This window comes from Streptomyces sp. NPDC003697 (assembly GCF_053587115.1).
The window spans coordinates 1-21,155 of the sequence record NZ_JBSFNN010000102.1 but is presented as its reverse complement, the minus strand read 5'-3'; the positions used below and the strand labels follow the sequence as shown (position 1 = coordinate 21,155).

Annotated in this window: 14 protein-coding genes; 9 read left to right on the top strand and 5 right to left on the bottom strand. The window is 73.3% G+C overall.

Annotated features, from left to right (window positions below):
* Nucleotides 1-547: 547 nt before the first annotated feature.
* Entirely contained in the window at nt 548-1,120 is a 573-nt protein-coding gene (locus tag ACWDNY_RS28030; protein ID WP_451648588.1) for a hypothetical protein, read from the bottom strand.
* A 432-nt stretch (nt 1,121-1,552) separates the two neighbouring features.
* Between ACWDNY_RS28030 and ACWDNY_RS28025 the strand changes: the two genes are divergently transcribed.
* From ACWDNY_RS28025 to ACWDNY_RS28005, 5 genes are read left to right on the top strand one after another with little or no spacing between them, the layout of a single operon-like run.
* Nucleotides 1,553-4,414, top strand: coding sequence for a nitrate- and nitrite sensing domain-containing protein (locus tag ACWDNY_RS28025; RefSeq protein ID WP_451648587.1), 2,862 nt, complete (start codon nt 1,553-1,555; stop codon nt 4,412-4,414).
* Nucleotides 4,411-4,845, top strand: a complete 435-nt coding sequence (locus ACWDNY_RS28020; protein ID WP_451648586.1) for a roadblock/LC7 domain-containing protein — start codon at nt 4,411-4,413, stop codon at nt 4,843-4,845. The genes ACWDNY_RS28025 and ACWDNY_RS28020 overlap by 4 nt, the downstream gene beginning before the upstream one ends.
* Before the next feature lie 9 nt (nt 4,846-4,854).
* Entirely contained in the window at nt 4,855-5,250 is a 396-nt protein-coding gene (locus tag ACWDNY_RS28015) for a DUF742 domain-containing protein (RefSeq protein WP_451648585.1), read from the top strand.
* A 24-nt stretch (nt 5,251-5,274) separates the two neighbouring features.
* The gene (locus ACWDNY_RS28010) at nt 5,275-8,904 is read left to right on the top strand and encodes a hydantoinase B/oxoprolinase family protein (RefSeq protein WP_451648584.1); all 3,630 of its coding nucleotides are present in this window, start codon (nt 5,275-5,277) and stop codon (nt 8,902-8,904) included.
* Complete coding sequence (locus ACWDNY_RS28005; protein ID WP_451648583.1) at nt 8,885-9,490, top strand: GTP-binding protein; 606 nt, start codon at nt 8,885-8,887, stop codon at nt 9,488-9,490. Before ACWDNY_RS28010 ends, ACWDNY_RS28005 begins: the two co-directional genes overlap by 20 nt.
* A gap of 94 nt (nt 9,491-9,584) precedes the next feature.
* Here ACWDNY_RS28005 and glpK read toward each other — a convergent pair whose 3' ends face one another.
* Nucleotides 9,585-11,102, bottom strand: a complete 1,518-nt coding sequence (glpK, locus tag ACWDNY_RS28000) for a glycerol kinase GlpK (RefSeq protein ID WP_451648582.1) — start codon at nt 11,100-11,102, stop codon at nt 9,585-9,587.
* Between the two features lie 356 nt (nt 11,103-11,458).
* Between glpK and ACWDNY_RS27995 the strand changes: the two genes are divergently transcribed.
* Both ACWDNY_RS27995 and ACWDNY_RS27990 read left to right on the top strand, forming a co-directional pair.
* Nucleotides 11,459-12,277 carry a M15 family metallopeptidase gene (locus ACWDNY_RS27995; RefSeq protein ID WP_451648581.1) on the top strand — a complete coding sequence of 273 codons (819 nt, stop codon included), beginning with the start codon at nt 11,459-11,461 and terminating at the stop codon, nt 12,275-12,277.
* Between the two features lie 38 nt (nt 12,278-12,315).
* Nucleotides 12,316-12,852, top strand: a complete 537-nt coding sequence (locus ACWDNY_RS27990) for an NUDIX domain-containing protein (RefSeq protein WP_451648580.1) — start codon at nt 12,316-12,318, stop codon at nt 12,850-12,852.
* On the opposite strand, the gene ACWDNY_RS27985 is transcribed toward ACWDNY_RS27990, so the two are convergent.
* Entirely contained in the window at nt 12,843-15,221 is a 2,379-nt protein-coding gene (locus ACWDNY_RS27985) for a glycoside hydrolase family 31 protein (RefSeq protein WP_451648579.1), read from the bottom strand. The genes ACWDNY_RS27990 and ACWDNY_RS27985 overlap by 10 nt on opposite strands.
* 212 nt (nt 15,222-15,433) lie before the next feature.
* Here ACWDNY_RS27985 and ACWDNY_RS27980 point away from each other — a divergent pair, with 212 nt between their 5' ends.
* On the top strand, nt 15,434-17,401 hold the full coding sequence (locus tag ACWDNY_RS27980) for an acetoacetate--CoA ligase (protein WP_451648578.1): 1,968 nt from the start codon (nt 15,434-15,436) through the stop codon (nt 17,399-17,401).
* Between the two features lie 167 nt (nt 17,402-17,568).
* Nucleotides 17,569-18,462, top strand: a complete 894-nt coding sequence (locus tag ACWDNY_RS27975; RefSeq protein WP_451648577.1) for a hypothetical protein — start codon at nt 17,569-17,571, stop codon at nt 18,460-18,462.
* Nucleotides 18,463-18,572: 110 nt separating this feature from the next.
* Here the strand turns inward: ACWDNY_RS27975 and ptsP are convergent, their stop codons facing one another.
* Both ptsP and ACWDNY_RS27965 read right to left on the bottom strand, forming a co-directional pair.
* A complete protein-coding gene (gene ptsP / locus ACWDNY_RS27970; RefSeq protein WP_451648576.1) occupies nt 18,573-20,243 on the bottom strand; it encodes a phosphoenolpyruvate--protein phosphotransferase in 1,671 nt (556 codons plus the stop codon).
* Between the two features lie 78 nt (nt 20,244-20,321).
* Complete coding sequence (locus ACWDNY_RS27965; RefSeq protein WP_451648575.1) at nt 20,322-20,771, bottom strand: PTS sugar transporter subunit IIA; 450 nt, start codon at nt 20,769-20,771, stop codon at nt 20,322-20,324.
* Nucleotides 20,772-21,155: the final 384 nt, after the last annotated feature.

Sequence of the window (21,155 nt, the reverse complement as noted above, 5' to 3'; positions counted from 1 at the left end):
GTGGCTGCCGGCGCTCGCCGCGGTCCTGGCGGGCGTGGACGCGTCCATCGAGAGGGGCGAGCTGGTCGTCCCGCCGCGCACCGGCGGGCCGGGGCGGCCGTGCGCTCACGGCCCCGTGGGCCGAAGAGGGGTCCGGGGCGGGGCGGACGGATGCGGGAAGGGCCCGGCCACCCGGAACACCACGGCTACCCCAACGCGGGCGCGGCCGACCGGGCCCGCGCGCTCACCGCTCTTCCCGGCGCGCGCCGGCTCACGGACGCGCCCGCACCAAGGACTCACCTCCCGGGCCCTCGCCGGTGCTGACCGACTGCGACCGGACCGAACGTCCACCGCCCCGGTCGGCACCGGTGCCGACCGGCGATGCCCGCACCGGAGACTCACCTCCCGGGCCGTCGCCGGGTGTGCTGACCGACTGTGACCGCACCGAAGGCTCGCCGGCCGTGTCCGCACCGAGGTCCACCGCCTGGGCGGCCACAGGGTGCTGACCGGCGACGCATCGGCACCGAAGGTCCACCCGCCGGCCCCGTACCCGGGCTGTCGCCGGTCCTCAGGGGTGCGACAGCTGACCCGCGCCGCCCCGTCGGCGTATCCGGCCCCGCGCCCGCTCGGCCGCCCGTCCCTGGCGCCGGACGCGGCGCCGCTCGCGCCGCATCTCCCGGGCCGTGCTGCTCGGCGTCGACACCACGCCGTGGCGCTGGTTCCACACCTGACGGGTCACCCACACGTCGAGCACGGCCCATGTGGCCACGATGGTGGCGGCCACGCTGCCGAGGACCATGGGCAACGCCAGCCACACCCCGGCCATGGTGCACAGGAACGCCACCATCGCCTGTATCAGCGTCACCGAGATGATCAGTACCGCCCGGACGGCGGCCTCCCGCACCGGGTCCGGCATCCGGCGCCGGCGCGCCGGTTCCTCGACCCACAAGGGCTTGCGGGCCCGATGCTCCGCGTGTGCCGGCCCCCGCTCGCCGGCCGCCGTCCCGGCGCCGTACGACGCGGCCGGTCCGCCCTCTCCCGCCGTACCGCCGCGGCCGGAGGCCCCGGACGCCCTCCGCGCCGTGCCGATCCCTGCCACCCCGCCGTCACCGGCCGTCTCGCGCCGCTCCGCCGTGTCCATCAACGTGTCACTCCCCACCGCCAGCAGACCGCTCGCCCAGGTACGCCCGAAGACCCCGCTTCCCAGTGGCTGCCCGGCTCGGGCCGATGTACGCCCCCCAGGTGCGGGATGCGGCTCCTGTGACCGGTTCCGCCCCCATTCCTCACAGACAAGGACCGAACGAGGCGTCAGGAAGTTCCCCGAGCAGCGAAAAGAACCGGCCAACCCGCCAACCGGCCCTGTCCGCCGGACCTTTCCGGCCGTCCGCCGCGCGGCGGGTTTCCGGGGCGTCATCTCCCGCCATGGCGGGACAACTCCCCCTCGCGCGCCCCGGGTGCGGAAGTTCGGGCTCCGGACGGTTCTTCGAGTTATCCGTGCGTCGGTAGTAGGCTCGCGCCGTTTGTTGACGCACATGCGTACCCCCTGCCCACGGGGGTCGAGCTGGGGGAGGCCATGCGCTTTCGCGGAAAGTCCATCCGCAGGAAGATCGTGGCGCTGCTGCTGGTGCCGCTGGTGTCCCTCACCGCGATCTGGGGGCTCGGAAGCGCGATCACGGGACGCGAGGCGACCCGGCTGTTCCAGGTGACGGCCATCGTGGAGAAGGTCGGCTATCCCACCGAGGACATCGTCCGCGCGCTGCAGCAGGAACGCCGCCAGACGCTCGTCTACCTCGCCGACCCGCGGACCTCCGACGCGCTCTCGGCGCTGCGCAGCACCCGCACCGCCACCGACACCGCCCTGGCCGCCCTCCGCCGCAAGGCCGGCGACTCCGGCGTCCGGGACGGGATGGACGGCGTGGACGGCATGGACGCGGACGACGCGCAGCACCTCACCGCCGTCCTCGACGCTCTGGACGACCTCGGCTCCCTGCGCGACAGCGTGGCGGGCGGCACCGTCTCCCGGTCCCAGGCCCTCGATCTCTACAACCGTCTGGTCGACCCGTGCTTCGCGCTGCTCACCGCCCTGGACGGCATCGACGACGTGGAACTGGACAAGCAGGCGCGTGCCCTGGTCGGCGTCACCCGCGCCCGCGAACTGCTCTCCCGCGAGGACGCCCTGCTCGGCTCGGCCCTGGTCGTCGGGAAGCTCTCCGGCACCGAGGTGCGTGACGTCTCCGCCCTCATCGCCCAGCGCACCCTGCTGTACGACATCAACCTGCCGCTGCTGCCCTCCTCGGAGCGGGAACGGTACGAGGGCCTGTGGAAGGACGCCGGCACCGCTCCGCTGACGGCCGCCGAACGCGCCGTCGTCTCCTCGGGGGCGGGCACGCCCCGCGACGTCACGGCCAAGAGCTGGGACACCGCGGCCGCGACGGTGCTCGACGACCTGCGCGTTCTGGACGACCGGGTGGCCGACCGCTACCAGGACCGGGTCCGCCCCGTCGCCGTGGGCGTGATCGTGGAGGCGGCCCTCGTCGGCGTCCTCGGCCTGGTGGCGCTGCTGGTCTCCCTGGTCGTCTCCGTGCGCGTCGGCCGCAGCCTCGTCCGCGACCTGCGCCAACTGCGCCTGGAGGCCCACGAGGCGTCCGGGGTCCGGCTGCCCAGCGTGATGCGCCGGCTGTCGGCCGGAGAACACGTCGACGTGGAGACCGAGGTCCCACGCCTGCGGTTCGACAGGAATGAGATCGGCGAGGTCGGTCAGGCCCTCAACACCCTGCAGCGGGCTGCCGTCGAGGCCGCCGTCAAACAGGCCGAACTCCGTGCCGGGGTCTCCGAGGTCTTCGTCAACCTCGCCCGCCGCAGCCAGGTCCTGCTGCACAAGCAGCTCACCCTCCTCGACGCCATGGAACGCCGCACCGAGGACACCGACGAACTCGCCGACCTGTTCCGGCTCGACCACCTGACCACCCGCATGCGACGGCACGCCGAGGGCCTGGTGATCCTCTCCGGTGCTGCTCCCTCCCGGCAGTGGCGCAAACCCGTGCAGCTGATGGACGTGGTGCGCGCCGCCGTCGCCGAGGTGGAGGACTACGAACGCATCGAGGTCCGCCGGCTGCCGCGCGTCGCGGTCACCGGTCCGGCGGTCGCCGACACCACCCACCTCCTGGCCGAGATCCTGGAGAACGCGACCGTGTTCTCCCCTCCGCACACGGCCGTGCAGGTCGTCGGAGAACGGGTCGCCAACGGCTTCACCCTGGAGATCCACGACCGGGGCCTCGGCATGGCCGCCGAAGCCCTGCTGGACGCCAACCTCCGGCTCGCCGAGACAGCGGAGTTCGAACTGTCGGACACCGACCGGCTCGGCCTGTTCGTGGTCAGCCGGCTCGCCCAGCGGCAGAACATCCGGGTCTCGCTGCAGCCGTCCCCGTACGGCGGCACCACCGCCGTCGTCTTCATCCCGGACGTGCTGCTGACGGACGACGTCCCCGACACCAACGGCCTCGGCTTCCGCCTCGACCCGGCGCGGTCCGCGCAGGGAGCCGGCCTCAAGGAGAGCCGCAGGACGGCCCTGCCCCAGACGCCCGTGCCGCTTCCCGGCCTGCCGGCGTCGCTGCTGGACGGGCCGGTGGAGCTGGAGGCACCCGTCGACCTCGACGCCCTCGGCGGCTTCCCGGACGCCCTCGGGGACGAGGACGGCGAGCACGACGCACTGTTCGGCCCGCGCCGCCTGCTCGGCGGCCCGGAGGCGGGTGCCGCGGCGACCCGCCCCGGCACGGACCACCGGCAGGCGACCGGTCTGCGCGGCGGACCGGACCGCACCGGCGCAGGCAAGGAGCAGGGGGGCCCGGTCCCGCTGCCCCGGCGCCGCACGCCCAAGCTGGTCAGCTCGCACGGGCGCCCGGTCGGCGAGCGCCGGTCCCGCCGCGAGGGCGCGAACGGCGCGCCGTCGCCGGGCCCGGCCGGGCAGGAGCCGCAGGAAGCCGCCCCGCTGCCGGCCCGCCGGCGCGGGGAGACGCCCGCGAGGGAAGCCGGCGCGGGAGCGGGCCGCGGCGGTGGACACGACGCCTCCCCGGCCCCCGCCGGGCGGGCGGAGGAGCCCCCGGTCCTTCCCCGGCGCACCCGCACCACCGGGCGCGCCGCGGACCGTCCGGACGAGGACGCCCGGCGCGGTGCCACCGCGCCGGGCGAGCCGGGACCCGACGCCGGGCCGCTGCCCCGGCGTGTGCGGCAGGCGAGTCTCGCCCCGCAACTGAGGAACAGCTCCGAACGGCGCACCGAGGACCGGTCCGACCCGGTCGACCGCGACGCCGAGGAGGTGCGCAGCCGGATGGCCTCGCTCCAGCGGGGCTGGCGGCGCGGCCGTGAGGAGAACGCCGCGGGCGACGACGCCCGGGGCGGCACAGCACAGGGAACGACAGAGGGGGACGGTCGATGACCGCACCGAAGGCGACCGGCCACACCGCGACCGACAGGAAGGAGCTCAACTGGCTCCTCGACGACCTCGTGGAGCGTGTCGCCAGCATCCGCAAGGCCGTCGTGCTCTCCGGGGACGGCCTGCCGACGGGCGTGTCCAAGGACCTGACGCGGGAGGACAGTGAGCACCTGGCCGCCGTGGCCTCCGGCTTCCACAGCCTCGCCAAGGGCGTCGGACGCCACTTCGAGGCGGGCAGTGTCCGGCAGACGGTGGTCGAACTCGACGACGCCTTCCTGTTCGTCACCGCCGCCGGCGACGGCAGCTGCCTCGCCGTCCTGTCGGACGCCGACTCGGACGTGGGCCAGGTGGCGTACGAGATGACGCTCCTGGTCAAGCGGGTCGGTGTGCATCTCGGCGCCGCTCCGCGCACCGATCTGTCCTCCGGCGGGTAGTGGGACGACATGAGCGCAGACGGTCAGGGACGAAGTCACTGGTTCGACGACGAGGCCGGACCGGTGGTACGTCCGTACGCCATGACGCGGGGCCGCACCAGCCATGCGGCCCAGCACCGCCTCGACCTGATCGCGGTGGTCCTCACCGAGCCCGACGTGGACGACCCGGAGGAGGACCCGACCCTTTCCCCGGAACACGTGGGCATCGTCGAACTGTGCCGGGACACCCCGCAGTCGGTGGCCGAACTCGCCGCGGAGCTCGACATCCCCGTCGGTGTCGTCCGGGTGCTGGTCGGCGACCTCGTGGACGAGGAGTACGTCCACGTGACACGTCCGGTGCCGCCGGCCGAGCTGCCGGACGAGAGTATCCTGCGCGACGTGATCAACGGCCTGCGTGCGCTGTGAGCAGCGCGGAAGCGGGGTAGTGACGTGACAGGCTGGCAGTTCTGGGTCGACCGCGGCGGCACCTTCACCGACATCGTCGCGCGGCGCCCGGACGGCTGCCTGCTGACGCACAAGCTGCTGTCCGACAACCCCGCGCGGTACGCCGACGCCGCCGTCGCCGGAGTACGGGAACTCCTCGGCGGCCGTACGGAACCCGTCGAGTCCGTCCGCATGGGCACCACCGTCGCCACCAACGCCTTGCTGGAGCGCAGGGGCGAGCGCACCCTCCTCGTCGTCACCCGGGGTTTCCGCGACGCCCTGCGCATCGCCTACCAGAACCGCCCGCACATCTTCGCCCGCCGTATCGACCTGCCCGAGCTGCTGTACGAGCGCGTCGTCGAGGCCGATGAGCGCATCGACGCCGACGGCACCGTGCTGCGCGCCCCCGACCTGGACGCTCTGGCGGGGCCCCTCCGCGAGGCGTACGACGACGGAATCCGCGCCGTCGCCGTGGTCTTCCTGCACAGCCACCTCCACCCCGCGCACGAACGGGCCGTCGGTGAGCTGGCCGCCCGGATCGGCTTCCCGCAGATCTCGCTGTCCGCCGAGACCAGCCCGCTGATGAAGTTCGTCCCCCGGGGGGACACCGCCGTCGTCGACGCCTATCTGTCGCCCGTGCTGCGCCGCTACGTCCAGCACGTCGCCGGCCGGCTCCCCGGCGTGCGGCTGATGTTCATGCAGTCCAACGGCGGCCTCGCCGAGGCGGGCCAGTTCCGCGGCAAGGACGCCGTCCTGTCCGGCCCGGCGGGCGGCATCGTCGGCATGGCCCGCATGTCCCAGCGAGCCGGCTTCGACCGCGTCATCGGCTTCGACATGGGCGGCACCTCCACGGACGTCTCCCACTTCGCGGGCGGGTACGAACGCGTCTTCACCACGCAGATCGCCGGTGTCCGGCTGCGCGCCCCCATGCTCGACATCCACACCGTGGCGGCCGGCGGAGGCTCGGTCCTGCGCTTCGACGGCTCGCGCTACCGGGTGGGTCCCGACTCCGCGGGAGCCGATCCGGGGCCCGCCTGCTACCGCGGCGGCGGCCCGCTGGCCGTCACCGACGCCAACGTCGTGCTCGGCCGCATCCAGGCGGCCCACTTCCCCCGGGTCTTCGGCCCCGACGGCGACCAGCCCCTGGACGAGGCGCTGGTCCGTGAGCGCTTCACCGCCCTCGCCCGCGAGATCCGCGACCGCACCGGCGACGACCGCACCCCCGAGCAGGTCGCCGAGGGCTATCTGCAGATCGCCGTCACCAACATCGCCAACGCCGTCAAACGGATCTCCGTGCAGAAGGGACACGACGTCACCCGCTACGCCCTGACCACCTTCGGGGGAGCGGGCGGCCAGCACGCCTGCAAGGTCGCCGACGCGCTCGGCATCCGCACCGTTCTCGTGCCCCCGCTCGCCGGAGTCCTCTCCGCCCTCGGTATCGGCCTGGCCGACACCACCGCCATGCGCGAGCAGTCCGTGGAGACGCCCCTGGAACCCGCCTCCATGCCGGGTGTGCTGAGGACCGCCGACGCCCTGGAGCGCGCGGCCCGCGCGGAACTGCTCGCCGAGGACGTCCCCGAGGAGCGCATCCGCGTCGCCCGGCGCGCCCAGCTCCGCTACGACGGCACCGACACCGCCCTCACCGTGTCCCTCAGTGAGCCCGCCACCATGCGGAGCGCCTTCGAGGAACGCCATCGCGCCACGTACTCCTTCACACTGGACCGCCCCGTCGTCGTCGAAGCCCTCTCCGTCGAAGCCACCGGCCTCACCGAACCCCCCGATCTGTCCGCCCTCGCCCCCTACGAAGCGGCCCGCGACAGCCGGCCCGCCGGCCCGGAACCCGTCCGGCTCCACACCGGGGGCGCCTGGCACGACGTCCCCCTCCACCGCCGGACGGACCTTCCGCCCGGCCAGGCCGTCACCGGACCCGCGATCATCACGGAGGCCGGCGCGACGACCGTCGTGGACGACGGCTGGCGGGCCGAGGCGACCGACGGCGGCCATCTGGTCCTGGAACGCGTGGCGACTACGGAGAGTTCCCGGGCCGGCACGGAGGCCGACCCGGTCCTCCTCGAGGTCTTCAACAACCTGTTCGTGTCGATCGCCGAGCAGATGGGTGCCCGCCTGGAGTCCACGGCCCAGTCGGTCAACATCAAGGAACGCCTCGACTTCTCCTGCGCCCTGTTCGACCCGGACGGGAACCTGGTGGCCAACGCCCCGCACATCCCCGTGCATCTCGGGTCCATGGGCACCAGCGTCAAGGAGGTCGTCCGGCGCAGCGGCCCCCGGATGCGGCCCGGGCACGCGTACGCGGTCAACGACCCGTACCACGGTGGCACCCACCTGCCCGACATCACCGTGGTCAGCCCCGTCTTCGACGCGCGGGGCGAGCGCATCCTGTTCCACGTCGCCTCGCGTGGACACCACGCCGAGATCGGCGGGTCCGCCCCGGGCTCCATGCCGGCGGACAGCCGCACGATCGAGGAGGAGGGCGTTCTCTTCGACGACTGGCTGCTCGCCGAGGGCGGCCGCTTCCGCGAGGAGGAGACGCACCGCCTCCTGACCGAGGCCCCCTACCCCTCCCGCAACCCCCGGACCAACCTCGCCGACCTGCGGGCCCAGATCGCGGCCAACCAGAAGGGCGTCGACGAGGTCGGGCGGATGATCGAGGAGTTCGGCCCGGACGTCGTGCAGGCCTACATGCGGCACGTCCAGGACAACGCCGAGGAGGCCGTGCGCCGCGTCGTCGACGCCCTGGACGACGGCGAGTACGCCTACGAGACCGACGCGGGCGCCGTCATCCGGGTGCGTGTGCGCGTGGACCGGGACAACCGCAGCGCGACCGTCGACTTCACCGGTACCTCGGCGCAGCTCGGCACCAACTTCAACGCCCCCCGCTCCGTGGTCGACGCCGCCGTCCTGTACGTCTTCCGCACCCTGGTCGCCGACGACATCCCGCTCAACGACGGCTGTCTGCGGCCTCTGACGATCATCGTGCCGCCCGGCTCCATGCTGGCCCCCGAGCCGCCGGCCGCCGTCGTCGCGGGCAACGTGGAGACCTCCCAGGCGATCACCGGTGCCCTCTACGCGGCGCTCGGCGTCCAGGCCGAGGGCTCCGGCACGATGAACAACGTCACCTTCGGCAACGAGCGCCACCAGTACTACGAGACCGTCGCCTCCGGATCCGGCGCGGGTGACGGCTTCGCCGGTGCGAGCGTGGTGCAGACGCACATGACCAACTCCCGGCTCACCGACCCGGAAGTCCTCGAATGGCGCCTGCCCGTCCGGCTGGAGGAGTTCGCCATCCGCCACGGCAGCGGAGGCGCCGGACGGTGGCGCGGCGGCGACGGCGCGGTGCGCCGCATCCGCTTCCTGGAGCCCATGACGGTCTCCACGCTGAGCCAGCACCGCAGGGTCCCGCCCTACGGCATGGCCGGCGGCGAGCCCGGCGCGCTGGGCGCCAACCGCGTGGAGCGCGCGGACGGCACGGTCGTCGCGCTCGGCGCGAGCGACGCGACGGACGTCGGACCGGGCGACGTACTCGTCGTCGAAACCCCAGGTGGCGGAGGCTACGGCCCGCCGCCACCCGCATCCCATCGAGCAGGAGAAGGAAACGATGATCTTCGGGCGTTCTGAGCGCGGCAAGCCCCCGGTCGAGCCCGTCACGCTCAAGATCCTCGTGGCGGGCGGCTTCGGCGTCGGCAAGACGACCCTCGTCGGCGCGGTCAGCGAGATCAAGCCGCTGCGCACCGAGGAACTGCTCACCGAGGCCGGGCGCCCCGTCGACGACGTCAGCGGCGTGGAGGGCAAGCGCACCACCACCGTGGCCATGGACTTCGGGCGCATCACCCTGCGTGAGGACCTGGTGCTGTACCTGTTCGGGACGCCGGGGCAGGAGCGGTTCTGGTTCATGTGGGACGAGCTGTCCGAGGGCGCGCTGGGCGCCGTGGTCCTCGCCGACACCCGCCGGCTGGAGGACTGCTTCGCCGCCGTCGACTATTTCGAGCGGCGCTCCATCCCGTTCGTCGTGGGCGTGAACTGTTTCGAGGGCGCCCCGCGCTACCCGGCGGACGCGGTCCGCCAGGCCCTCGACCTCGACGACGACGTCCCGCTCGTGCTGGGCGACGCCCGCGACCGCGAGTCCGTCAAGGAGGTCCTGGTCGGGGTTGTCCAGCACGCGATGGCGTACGCGGCGGGCCGCCGCCAGGCCCTCTCCACCTGAGAGTCGGCGCCTGCCGGTACCCCGCCCGGGCACGGGCAGCGGCGCGGCGCCCGCCCGACCGGCCCGGCGCCGGGGACGCGCACCCGCGGGCCGTCTATTCGTCGTCGTCCAGCCAGCCGAAGCTCCTCTCCACGGCCTTGTGCCATTTGCGGTACTGGCGGTCGCGGACCGAGGGGTCCATGGACGGGGTCCACTCGGCGTCCTGCTTCCAGTGCGACTTCAGCTCGTCGAGGTCGTCCCACACCCCGGTGGCGAGCCCGGCCGCGTACGCCGCGCCGAGGCAGGTCGTCTCGGAGACCTTCGGGCGGATCACCGGCACGTCCAGGACATCCGCCTGGTGCTGCATGAGCAGGTTGTTCTTCGTCATGCCGCCGTCCACCTTGAGGGCGGTGAGCCGCACCCCGGAGTCCTGGTACATGGCGTCGACGACCTCGCGCGTCTGCCAGCTGGTGGCCTCGAGCACCGCCCGTGCCAGGTGGGCCTTCGTGACGTACCGCGTCAGGCCGGTGATCACCCCGCGCGCGTCCGACCGCCAGTACGGGGCGAACAGACCGGAGAAGGCGGGCACGATGTAGGCGCCGCCGTTGTCCTCGACGCTCGCCGCCAGCGGCTCGATCTCGTCCGACGTGCGGATGATCCCGAGCTGGTCGCGGAACCACTGCACCAGCGCGCCCGTGATCGCGATGGAGCCCTCCAGGCAGTACACCGGCGCCTGGTCGCCGATCTTGTAGCCCATGGTGGTGAGCAGGCCGCTCTTCGACGGCACGGGCCGGTTGCCGGTGTTCAGCAGCAGGAAGCTGCCGGTGCCGTAGGTGTTCTTGGCGTCGCCCACGTCGTAGCAGGCCTGCCCGAACACGGCCGCCTGCTGGTCGCCGAGGGCCGAGGCCACGGGCACCCCGGCGAGCTGGCCGACGGCCGTGCCGTAGACCTCGGAGGAGGACCTGATCTCGGGCAGGATCGCCTCGGGGATGTTCATCGCGGACAGGATCGACGGGTCCCACTGGAGGGTCTCCAGGTTCATCAGCAGGGTGCGTCCGGCGTTGGTGACGTCGGTGACGTGCTGCCCGCCGTCGGTACCGCCGGTGAGCTTCCAGATGAGCCAGGAGTCGATCGTGCCGAAGGCGATCTCACCGCGCTCGGCCCGTTCGCGCAGACCGGGAACGTGGTCCAGCAGCCAGACGGCCTTGGGTCCCGAGAAGTAGCTGGCCAGCGGGAGACCCGTTCGATCGCGGAAACGGTCCTGCCCCTCGGATCCGGCGAGTTCGTGGCACAGTGCCGAGGTGCGGGTGTCCTGCCAGACGATCGCGTTGTGCACGGGCTTGCCCGTGGCGCGGTCCCACAGCACGGTCGTCTCGCGCTGGTTGGTGATGCCGAGCGCGCTGAGCCGATCGGCGCGCAGCCCGGCCTTGGCGACGGCGCCCGCCACCACCGCCTGCACCTTGGACCAGATCTCGGTGGCGTCGTGCTCCACCCAGCCCGGTCTGGGGAACATCTGGCGGTGTTCGCGCTGGTCGACGGCGACGATGGCACCGCTGTGGTCGAAGACGATGCAGCGGCTCGAGGTCGTGCCCTGGTCGATGGCCGCCACGTACTTCTCGGCGTTGTCCGTCATGGCTGCGCCCCTTGGTGGCGAGGGTCGGAAGACTGCGGTGCTGAGGCCGCCCGCGGGGACCGGCAGGACGAGCGCGACCGTGCTGGTGATCGTTCGCTGCCGGGTGGGCGGTCGGGTTCTCGGATCCTGGGGACGGCTGGGGTCGGGCGAGTCGTGCCGACGCTGGGGACGGGGGTGCGCCGGGGCTGCCGACGCCTGGTACCGGTTCGGCCATCATTGTCCCGGAACCGCTCGGGATGGGCGAGGCGGACGAGGCGCGCGCACGTACGGCGGCGCACGGGTCCGGGCACCGCGCGTCGCGGAACTTCCCCGGGACGGTTCCCAGACCGGACCCGTTCCTGATAGATGCAGGGGACATGACACGACTGACCCGTGCCGTCCGCGGCCTGATCACCGGCGTCGCCGCCCTGCTGACCGTGACCGCCGCCTCCGCCACCGCGCAGGCCACGCCCGAACCCGGGGCCCCGCAGGACTTCGTCGCCCTGAGCACCGTCGATCCGACGATCATCCAGGAGATCCGCTACTTCACCCCGCACAACTTCGTCGGCGAACGCGTCGACGGCTACCGGCAGCCCCTGTGCATCCTCACCCGGCCCGCGGCCGAGGCGCTTCACCAGGCGCAGCGGCAGCTGCTGCGCCGGGGCTACACGCTCAAGGTGTACGACTGCTACCGGCCCCAGCGCGCCGTCGACCACTTCGTGCGCTGGGCGCAGGACCTCGGCGACCAGAGGATGAAGGGCGAGTTCTACCCGGACGTCGACAAGACCCGGCTGTTCCAGGACGGGTACATCGCGGAGAAGTCCGGCCACAGCCGCGGCTCGACGATGGACCTCACCCTCGTCAAGCTCCCCGCGAAGCCCACCCCTCCCTACACTCCGCGCATGCCCCTGGTGCCCTGCTACGCGCCTCGGGCCGAACGCTTCCCGGACAACTCGGTGGACATGGGCACCGGTTACGACTGCTTCGACACCCTCGCCCACACGCTCGACCCCCGCGTCCAGGGGCAGCAACGAGCCAACCGGCTGCTGCTCAAGAGCACCCTGGAGGCGCTCGGCTTCGTCAACCTCGCCGAGGAGTGGTGGCACTACACCTACAAGCCCGAGCCCTACCCGGACACGTACTTCGACTTCCCCGTGAGCCGGACGTCCCTCACGGCCGGACACCGAGCGCCCTGAGCGAAAACGTCCTGCCGCGATCGGATACAGTCCCGCGCGTGTCCGAAAACCACCACGCAAGCGTCAACTCCGCGCCGCACTCCCACTGTTCCAGCTGCGGAGCACCCTACGGAGACGGCGTCACGGGCTGGCCCCGCACCTGCCCGGCCTGCGGAACCGTGGCCTACCGCAACCCGCTGCCGGTCGCGGTGGCCCTGCAGCCCGTGTACGACACGCAGGGCACCGGCCTGGTCGTCATCACCCGCGCCATCGCCCCCGCGCGTGGGGGCACGGCACTGCCGGGCGGATACATCGACGACCGTGAGGACTGGCGGCAGGCCGTCGTCCGCGAACTGCGGGAGGAGACGGGCATCGAGGCGGCGAGCCGCGACGTGCGGCTCGCCGACGCGATGAGCTCTCCCGACGGGCACCTGCTGCTCTTCGGGCTTCTGCCCGAACGCCCCGCCGAGGGCCTGCCGCCGTCCGCGGCCACGGACGAGACAGCGGGCCGGCACCTGCTGCGCCGGCCCGAGGAACTCGCCTTCCCGCTCCACACGCTGGCCGTCCGGGCCTGGTTCGAGGGCCGCTACGTCTGAGCGCGGTCCCCGCCACGGCCTCGTACGCGCACCGGACAGGGCGGCGCGCCGGCGCCGTCCTCCCGTTCCCGTTCGACGACCAGGCGGCCGTCCCGCCAGCGGACGGCGTAGTGCTCGATCTCCGGCTCGTCCCAGCCGTCCCCCGCGTCCCGCACCACCGCACCGCCGCCGGTGCGGCCCCGCGCGGGCGCCCACACCTCCAGCTCCAGGCCCCCGTCCCCACCCCGCACCGGGAGGACGGCACCCGCCCGCACGAGCACCGGGATCCGCGACAGCGGGGCGTCGACCAGCACCTGCGACGGCCCCTCGTAGGCCCGCTCCGTCGCCGTGTCGTACCAGCGGCCCCGCGGCAGCCGCACCGCGCGCCGCCCGGTACCGGGACCCAGCACCGGCGCCACCAGCAGGCAGTCCCCGAGCAGGAAGGCGTCCTCACAGTCCCGCAGCGCGCGGTCCTCCGGCGCGCCCCACCACAGCGGCCGGACCATGGGCGCCCCCGTGCGCCGCGCCAGATGGGCCAGCGTGGCGAAGTACGGCGATAGGCGGCGGCGCTCCAGCAGCGCCCCGCGCAGGTGCTCCAGCACCTCCGGGCCGCATCGCCACGGCTCCCGGCGCCCCCCGCGCCCACCCGAGCGGGTCCGGAACAGCGGCAGATAGGCCCCCAGCTGCCACCGGCGCACGTACAGCTCCGAGGAGGCGGTCCCGTCGAGCCCGCCGGCATCGGCCCCCGAGAACGGCACCCCGCACAGTCCCAGACCCACGACCGACGACAGTGAAGCCCGCAGCGCCGGCCAGCCCGCGCCGACGTCCCCCGGCCACGCACCCGCGTACCGCTGCATCCCGGCCCACCCCGACCGCGAGGACACGAACGGCCGCTCCTGCGGCAGCAGCGTCCGCAGCCCCTCGTACGCCGCCGCGGCCATGCACAGGGCGTACACGTTGTGGGCCTCGCGATGGTCGCCGCCCCGGCCCTCCAGGCAGTGGCGGGCGGACCGCGGCAGTGCCGGCCCGCCGAAGGCGGCGAAGGACGTGGGCTCGTCCGGGTCGTGCCAGAAGCCCGAGAAGCCCTGCGCCAGCCGCTCCGCGTACAGCCCGCCCCACCACGCACGCACACGCGCGTCCGTGAAGTCGGGGAAGACCGCCTCACCCGGCCCTACGGCCCCGCGGACGAGCCGGCCGGACGGGTCCCGCACGAAGGCGTCCCGCGCGGTCCCGCCGTCGTACACGGCATGGCCCGGAACGGCCCGCACCGCCGGTTCGACGGCGGACACCAGCCGGATGCCGTCCCGGCGCAGCTCGTCGGCGAGCACCGGCAGCCCGGGGGAGCGCTCCTGGTCGACGCCGAACGTCCGGCACCCGTCCTGGTGCTCGGCACCCAGGTGCACGGCGTCCAGCGGAAGACCGCGTTCCCGGTGTCCCGCGACGATCCGGCGCACCTCCCGCTCACCGCCCGGGCCGCACCGCAGATGATGGTGGCCCAGCGCCCACGCGGGCGGCACTGCCGCCGGACCGGTCAGCGCTGACCAGGTCGCCAGCACGCGCGCGGGAGTGCCGACCACCACCCAGCAGCGCAGCGGCCCGCCGTCCATCCTCAGCTCGCACGACCCGGCCCGGTCGTGCCCCGAACCGGCCCCCTCCTGTCCCTCCCGCAGGGCCAGCGTGCCGTCCCAGGAGCTGTCGTGGAACACCAGGTGCGTGCCCGCGTCGGCCACGACCAGTTGCAGGGGCATGGTGAGGTACGGCGGGGCATCGCCCGATCCGGGCGCGCGCCCGGGAGCGGTGTTCCACAGCCGGTAGGTGCCGTCGCGCAGCCGGGGCCCCGACACCCGTCCGCCCAGACCGAAGAACCGCGCGTCGGCCGCCACCTGCGACCGCTGCATCCACCGCGCCGGGCCCCCACCCGTCGGCTCCCACCACCGGGGCGGCAGATCCCGCCGCAGCGTCACCCCGCCCGGCGTGCGCACCTCGATCGCCCCGTGCCGGGACACGGCCACCGTGACCCGCTCGGCCACGACCCGCCAGCCGCCGTCCTTGTCCGGCTCCAGCACCGCCCGCGGATCCGGCTCGGGGCGGGGATCCGCGAGCGCGTACGACGGCCCGGACCCGGCCCCGTCCCACGCCCAGAAGACGGCCCCGTTCATCGCGACCATGATCCGCAGCTCCGAGCGGGCGAACCGCATCACGCCGCCGCCCGGCCCGGGCTCCGCGTCCCGCACCGGGCCGGGCACCCGTGCCCGTTCGGCCCCACGCGGAGCCAGGCCCGCGGCGTCGGCGCGCCGCCTGCGCCACGCCGCCCGTACGGTGCGCACCCCCAGAGCCGCCCCCGCCGAACCGACCGCCTTCACCGAACGCACCAGGCCACGACCGTCCATGCTGCTCACCCTGCCATTGCCGGCGCGCCCGGGGTGTGCCGTTCAACTACCGTTCATCCGTGGCCGGGCCACATCCTCACGGCGGGGACTATGTGCGGTGCGCCCTGGTGCGGAAATCGATCACGTGGCATCGTCCCTGTCAGCCGCGTCACGCGCACACCCCGCTCGTGCGCGACCGACGCACACGACGCGTACAGTCCGGGAGCCGCCCCATGTCGACCGAGAAGCCCCTGCCCCTGTGGCAGCCCGATCCGGCACGCATCGCCCAGGCGCAGATCACCAAGTTCCAGGCCTGGGCCGCCGAACACCACGGAGCGCCGGCCGACGGCGGTTACGCGGCCCTGCACCGCTGGTCGGTCGACGAGCTGGACACCTTCTGGCAGGCCGTGGCCCAGTGGTTCGACGTCCGGTTCTCGACGCCCTGCGCACGCGTCCTGGGCGACCGCACGATGCCCGGCGCGCAGTGGTTCCCCGGCGCGACCCTCAACTACGCCGAGCACGCCCTGCGAGCCGCGGCCACCCGCCCGGACGCGCCCGCCCTGCTGTACGTCGACGAAACGCACGAGCCGCGCCCGGTGACCTGGTCAGAGCTGCGCCGCCAGGTGGGCTCCCTCGCGGCCGAACTGCGGGCCGTCGGCGTACGCCTGGGCGACCGCGTCAGCGGCTACCTGCCCAACATCCCGCAGGCCGTCGTCGCCCTCCTGGCCACGGCCGCCGTCGGCGCGGTCTGGACCTCCTGCGCCCCCGACTTCGGCGCCCGCAGCGTCCTCGACCGCTTCCAGCAGGTCGAGCCGGTCGTCCTGTTCACCGTCGACGGCTACCGCTACGGCGGCAAGGAACACGACCGCCGCGAGGTCGTCGCCGAACTGCGCCGCGAGCTGCCCACGCTGCGCGCCGTCGTCCACATCCCCCTGCTGGGCACCGCCGCACCCGAGGGCGCCCTGGACTGGTCGGCCCTGACCTCCGCCGAAGCGGAGCCCGACTTCGAGCAGGTCCCCTTCGACCATCCGCTGTGGGTGCTGTACTCCTCCGGCACGACGGGCCTGCCCAAGGCCATCGTCCAGTCCCAGGGCGGCATCCTGCTGGAACACCTCAAGCAACTCGGCCTGCACTGCGACCTCGGCCCCGAGGACCGCTTCTTCTGGTACACGTCGACCGGCTGGATGATGTGGAACTTCCTCGTCTCCGGCCTGCTCACCGGGACGACGATCGTGCTGTACGACGGCAGCCCCGGCTACCCCGACACGGGCGCCCAGTGGCGGGTCGCCGAGCGCACCGGGACCACCCTGTACGGCACCTCGGCCGCCTACGTCATGGCCTGCCGCAAGGCGGGCGTGCACCCGTCGCGCGACTTCGACCTGTCCCGGGTGCAGTGCGTCGCCACCACCGGGTCGCCCCTGCCGCCCGACGGCTTCCAGTGGCTGCACGACGAGGTCGGCGACGGCCTGTGGATCGCCTCGGTCAGCGGCGGCACCGACGTGTGCTCCTGCTTCGCCGGGGCCGTGCCCACCCTGCCGGTCCACATCGGCGAGCTCCAGGCCCCGTGCCTGGGCACCGACCTGCAGTCCTGGGACCCCGGCGGCGCCCCCCTGGCGGACGAGGTCGGCGAACTCGTCGTCACCAACCCCATGCCCTCGATGCCGATCCACTTCTGGAACGACCCCGACGGCAGCCGCTACCACGACAGCTACTTCGCCATGTACCCGGGCGTGTGGCGCCACGGCGACTGGATCACCCTCACCTCCCGCGGCTCCGTGATCATCCACGGGCGGTCCGACTCCACGCTCAACCGCCAGGGCGTGCGGATGGGTTCGGCCGACATCTACGAGGCCGTCGAGCGCCTGCCCGAGATCAGGGAGTCCCTCGTCGTCGGCATCGAAGAGCCCGACGGCGGCTACTGGATGCCCCTCTTCGTGCACCTGGTCCCCGGCGCCGTCCTCGACGACGCCCTGCTGGACCGCATCAAGCGGACCCTGCGCGAACAACTCTCGCCGCGGCACGTCCCCGACGAGGTCATCGAGGTCCCCGGCGTGCCGCACACCCTCACCGGGAAGCGCATCGAGGTCCCGGTCAAGCGCCTCCTGCAGGGCACTCCGCTGGAGAAGGCGGTCAACCCCGGCTCGATCGACGATCTCGAACTGCTGCGCTTCTACGAGGACCTGGCCCGCAAGCGCGCCTGAGCGCCGCGGTCGTCCGCCTGGGCCGGCCCCTGACTCGCCGAGCACACCGACGAGTCCGGGTCCGGCCCCGGCACCGCACGGTCCGCGCCCGCCCCACCCGCACAGCGCTGTCAGTGCCGCCGGTTACGGTGAGTGAGCACTGATCGACTGCGCACACAGGGGGAAACATGGCGCACACCGACCACCGGACGATGCGGCGCGTCCTGCGCCGCGAGATCGCGGGCACCATCGGCCTGCTCACCGACGAGCAGGACTTCCGCGCCATGCGGCGCTACCGCAGCTTCACCTTCGACGACCACACCGCGTACCTGCGACAGGTGGAAGCCGAACTCAAGAGCCGAGCCGCCCGGGGCGGCCACACCACGGTGGCCCTGTTCGACCCCCGCGAATACGCCGAGTACTGCACCGACACCGGCCTCGACCCCGACGCCCCCGCCAGCCGCACCCGCTACACCGCCCACCTCGCCACCACGGGACCCAGCCTCCCGTACGACGGCCGGCCCCTCACCGCACTCGTCCCCGACCTCGTCGACACGGCGATCCGCCAGGCCACCTGGGAGTACGCCGCCACACTGCTGGCCCGGCTCGGCCCCTGCGCGTCCTGCGGCGAGGACATCGGCCGCGCCGCGTTCACCCGCGCCGCCGACCTCCTCACCCGTATCCTCGACACGGCCCCACCGGGCGACCGGCACCTGGTCTGCAGCGTCTCGACCAGCCCAGAGACCCTCCTCGCCGTCCTCCACGCCGACGAGGACGACAGCGGCGCCGTACAGCCGGACGAGGCCGAGGCCCTCGAATTCACCACGGTCCTCGCGCTCGGCATCGCCACGGCGAGCCCCGGCGGACTCGTCATGCGCACCAGCGCCCCCGGCACCGCGGACCGTGTCTACGGCTGGCGCCTGCGCGGCGACGGGCTGGAACCCCTCACCGCGGGCGAGGTCTTCGACGCCTACTGCACCGACGCGGAGTCCGGCGACCCGATCCCACCGGAATCCGGCGTCGACTACGGCGTACCGCCGGACCTCGGACAGGAAGGAGGCACAGCCGGACACCGGCACTGAGACCCGGGCAGGTGGCACGCGGGGGCATACCGACCGGGCGCGCAAGAAGGGGGCGCCCCGCCCGCCCGGCGGAGCGCCCCCAGCAGCAGCCGGCGGCCGCACCTCTCCGGCTACTCGCCGGACAGCACCGCCTGGGCGGCGCCGCGCGCCTCCTCCGCGCTGTCCGCGGCCCGCGCCGCCGCCGCCGCACGCTCGCACTGCGCCAGCGAATACTTGGCCAGCGTCGCCCGAACATAGGGAAGCGACGCCGCACCCATGGACAGGGAGGTGACACCCAGACCGGTCAGCACACACGCGAGCAGCGGGTCGGACGCGGCCTCGCCGCACACACCGCAGCTCCTGCCCTCGGCCTTGGCCGCCTCCGCCGACAGCGCCACCAGGTCGAGCAGGGCCGGCTGCCACGGATCCTGCAGCCGCGACACCGCGCCCACCTGACGGTCCGCGGCGAAGGTGTACTGCGCGAGGTCATTGGTTCCCAGCGACAGGAACTCGACCTCCCGCAGGAGCGACCGCGCGCGCAGAGCGGCGGACGGAACCTCCACCATCGCGCCGAACTTCGCCCGCAGCCCCGCCGCACGACAGGCGTCGGCAAACGCTCTCGCGTCGGCCCGGTCGGCGACCATCGGGGCCATCACCTCGAGCTGCACCGGCAGGTCCTCCGCCGCCTTGGCGAGCGCCGACAGCTGCGTGCGCAGGACCTCGGGGTGGTCGAGCAACGTCCGCAGACCCCGCACGCCCAGAGCCGGGTTCGGCTCGTCGGCCGGCGTCAGGAAGTCCAGCGGCTTGTCCGCGCCGGCGTCGAGCACGCGCACGACGACCCGCCTGCCGGGGAAGGCCTCCAGCACCTGCCGGTACGCCGCCACCTGCTTCTCCTCGGACGGCGCCTTCTTGTCGTCGTCCAGGAACAGGAACTCGGTGCGGAACAGACCGACGCCCTCGGCGCCCGCCTCGACCGCCGCGGCGACATCCGCGGGCCCTCCGATATTGGCCAGCAGCGGCACCCTGTGGCCGTCCGAGGTGGCGCCCGGCCCGGTCGTCTTCGCCAGCGCGGCCCGGCGCTGCGCGGCCTCGGCCTCCAGCCGGGCCTTTCGCTCCTCACCGGGGTTCACGAAGATCTCGCCGGTGCTGCCGTCGACGGCGATCACCGTTCCCTCGGCCAGCTCGCCGGCCCCCGGGAGAGCCACCACGGCCGGCACGCCGAGCGCTCGCGCCAGGATGGCGCTGTGGCTCGTCGGGCCGCCCTGCTCGGTGACGAAGCCGAGCACGAGTGCCGGGTCGAGCAGCGCCGTGTCCGCCGGAGCGAGGTCGCGCGCCACCAGGACATACGGCTCGTCACTGTCCGGCACACCCGGCATCGGCACGCCGAGGAGCCGCGCGACGATGCGGTTCCGCACGTCGTCGAGGTCGGCCACCCGGCCCGCGAGGTATTCACCGGCCCCCGCCAGCAGATCCCGGTACGCGGCGAAGGCGTCGTACACCGCGCGTTCGGCCGTGCTGCCGACGGCGATGCGCCGGTCGACGTCCGCGGCCAGTTCGGGGTCCTGCGCCATCATGGCCTGCGCCTCGAGTACCGCCTGTGCCTCACCGCCCGCCAGGTTGCCGCGCGCCGTCAGATCGGCCGCGACGGCCTCCACGGCCTGCCGGGCGCGCCCCTGTTCACGCTCCGCCTCGTCCACCGGGATCTGCTTGGCAGGCGGCTCCAGCACCGCCGTTCCCATGTGCCGAACCTCGCCGATGGCCACTCCGTGGCTCACACCGACGCCTCGCAGCGTTGTCTCCATCTCACCCGTCTCCGGTAGTGCGGCGGGTGACGCCGCCGCGATGGTCGTTCTGAACGCCGTCGTCCGACGGCGATGGGGTCACTCCCAGGAGAAGAGACTGTCGCCGGCCTTCACGTCGCCGTCGGCCCGGAGGTCGGAGAGGGAGTCGGCCGTGGCCTCCAGCGCCACGACGGGGCACACGGGGGACTTGCCGGTGGCCTCGACGGCGGCCGGGTTCCAGCGCACGACGGCCTGGCCGCGCCTCACGGTGTCACCCTTGGCCACGAGCAGCTCGAAACCCTCGCCGTTGAGCTGGACGGTGTCGATGCCGAGGTGGGTGAGCACGCCGTGCCCCTCGTCGTCCACCACCACGAAGGCGTGGGGATGCAGCGAGACGACGACTCCGCCGACGGGCGCCACGGCCTCGGAGGGTTCCCGGACCGGATCGATCGCCGTACCGGGACCGACCATGGCTCCGGAGAAGACAGGGTCCGGCACGGCGGCCAGTCCGACGGCACGTCCGGCCAGCGGGGACGTCACGGTGGTCATGGGACCTCCCAGGGGGTGGAGATGCATAAGGGCCGCCACCGCCTGTCCCGGACGGCCCGCTGTGGAGCAGGGTATGCCACCACCGAACAGTGGTCTAGACCACCCGCGCGCCATACGTCGATTTGCACGGCATGCGCCGCCGCGTGTACAGTCGCTAGTCCTGCCGGAGCTTGGGGAGCGTCAGTGGCGCTTCCACCCGTCAGGCATCCAACTTTGTCAGAATCCTATCTCGGGATCCCTTCTGCGTGCCCGCAGGACGGTGGTCGGAGACAGGGAAAACGCCTGATAAAGTCGGAGTCGCCGGAAAGGGAAACGCGGATGCGGGAACCTGGAAAGCGCCGAGGAAATCGGATCGGGAAGATCTGATAGAGTCGGAAACACCGA

Bases quoted from the DNA above. Each gene is read 5' to 3' on its own strand.
- ACWDNY_RS28005 (WP_451648583.1), top strand. From the start codon at position 8,885: ATGATCTTCGGGCGTTCTGAGCGCGGCAAGCCCCCGGTCGAGCCCGTC.
- glpK (WP_451648582.1), bottom strand. From the start codon at position 11,102: ATGACGGACAACGCCGAGAAGTACGTGGCGGCCATCGACCAGGGCACG.
- ACWDNY_RS28025 (WP_451648587.1), top strand. From the start codon at position 1,553: ATGCGCTTTCGCGGAAAGTCCATCCGCAGGAAGATCGTGGCGCTGCTG.
- ACWDNY_RS28030 (WP_451648588.1), bottom strand. From the start codon at position 1,120: ATGGACACGGCGGAGCGGCGCGAGACGGCCGGTGACGGCGGGGTGGCA.
- ACWDNY_RS28015 (WP_451648585.1), top strand. From the start codon at position 4,855: ATGAGCGCAGACGGTCAGGGACGAAGTCACTGGTTCGACGACGAGGCC.
- ACWDNY_RS27995 (WP_451648581.1), top strand. From the start codon at position 11,459: ATGACACGACTGACCCGTGCCGTCCGCGGCCTGATCACCGGCGTCGCC.
- ptsP (WP_451648576.1), bottom strand. From the start codon at position 20,243: ATGGAGACAACGCTGCGAGGCGTCGGTGTGAGCCACGGAGTGGCCATC.
- ACWDNY_RS27965 (WP_451648575.1), bottom strand. From the start codon at position 20,771: ATGACCACCGTGACGTCCCCGCTGGCCGGACGTGCCGTCGGACTGGCC.
- ACWDNY_RS27980 (WP_451648578.1), top strand. From the start codon at position 15,434: ATGTCGACCGAGAAGCCCCTGCCCCTGTGGCAGCCCGATCCGGCACGC.
- ACWDNY_RS28020 (WP_451648586.1), top strand. From the start codon at position 4,411: ATGACCGCACCGAAGGCGACCGGCCACACCGCGACCGACAGGAAGGAG.
- ACWDNY_RS27985 (WP_451648579.1), bottom strand. From the start codon at position 15,221: ATGGACGGTCGTGGCCTGGTGCGTTCGGTGAAGGCGGTCGGTTCGGCG.
- ACWDNY_RS27975 (WP_451648577.1), top strand. From the start codon at position 17,569: ATGGCGCACACCGACCACCGGACGATGCGGCGCGTCCTGCGCCGCGAG.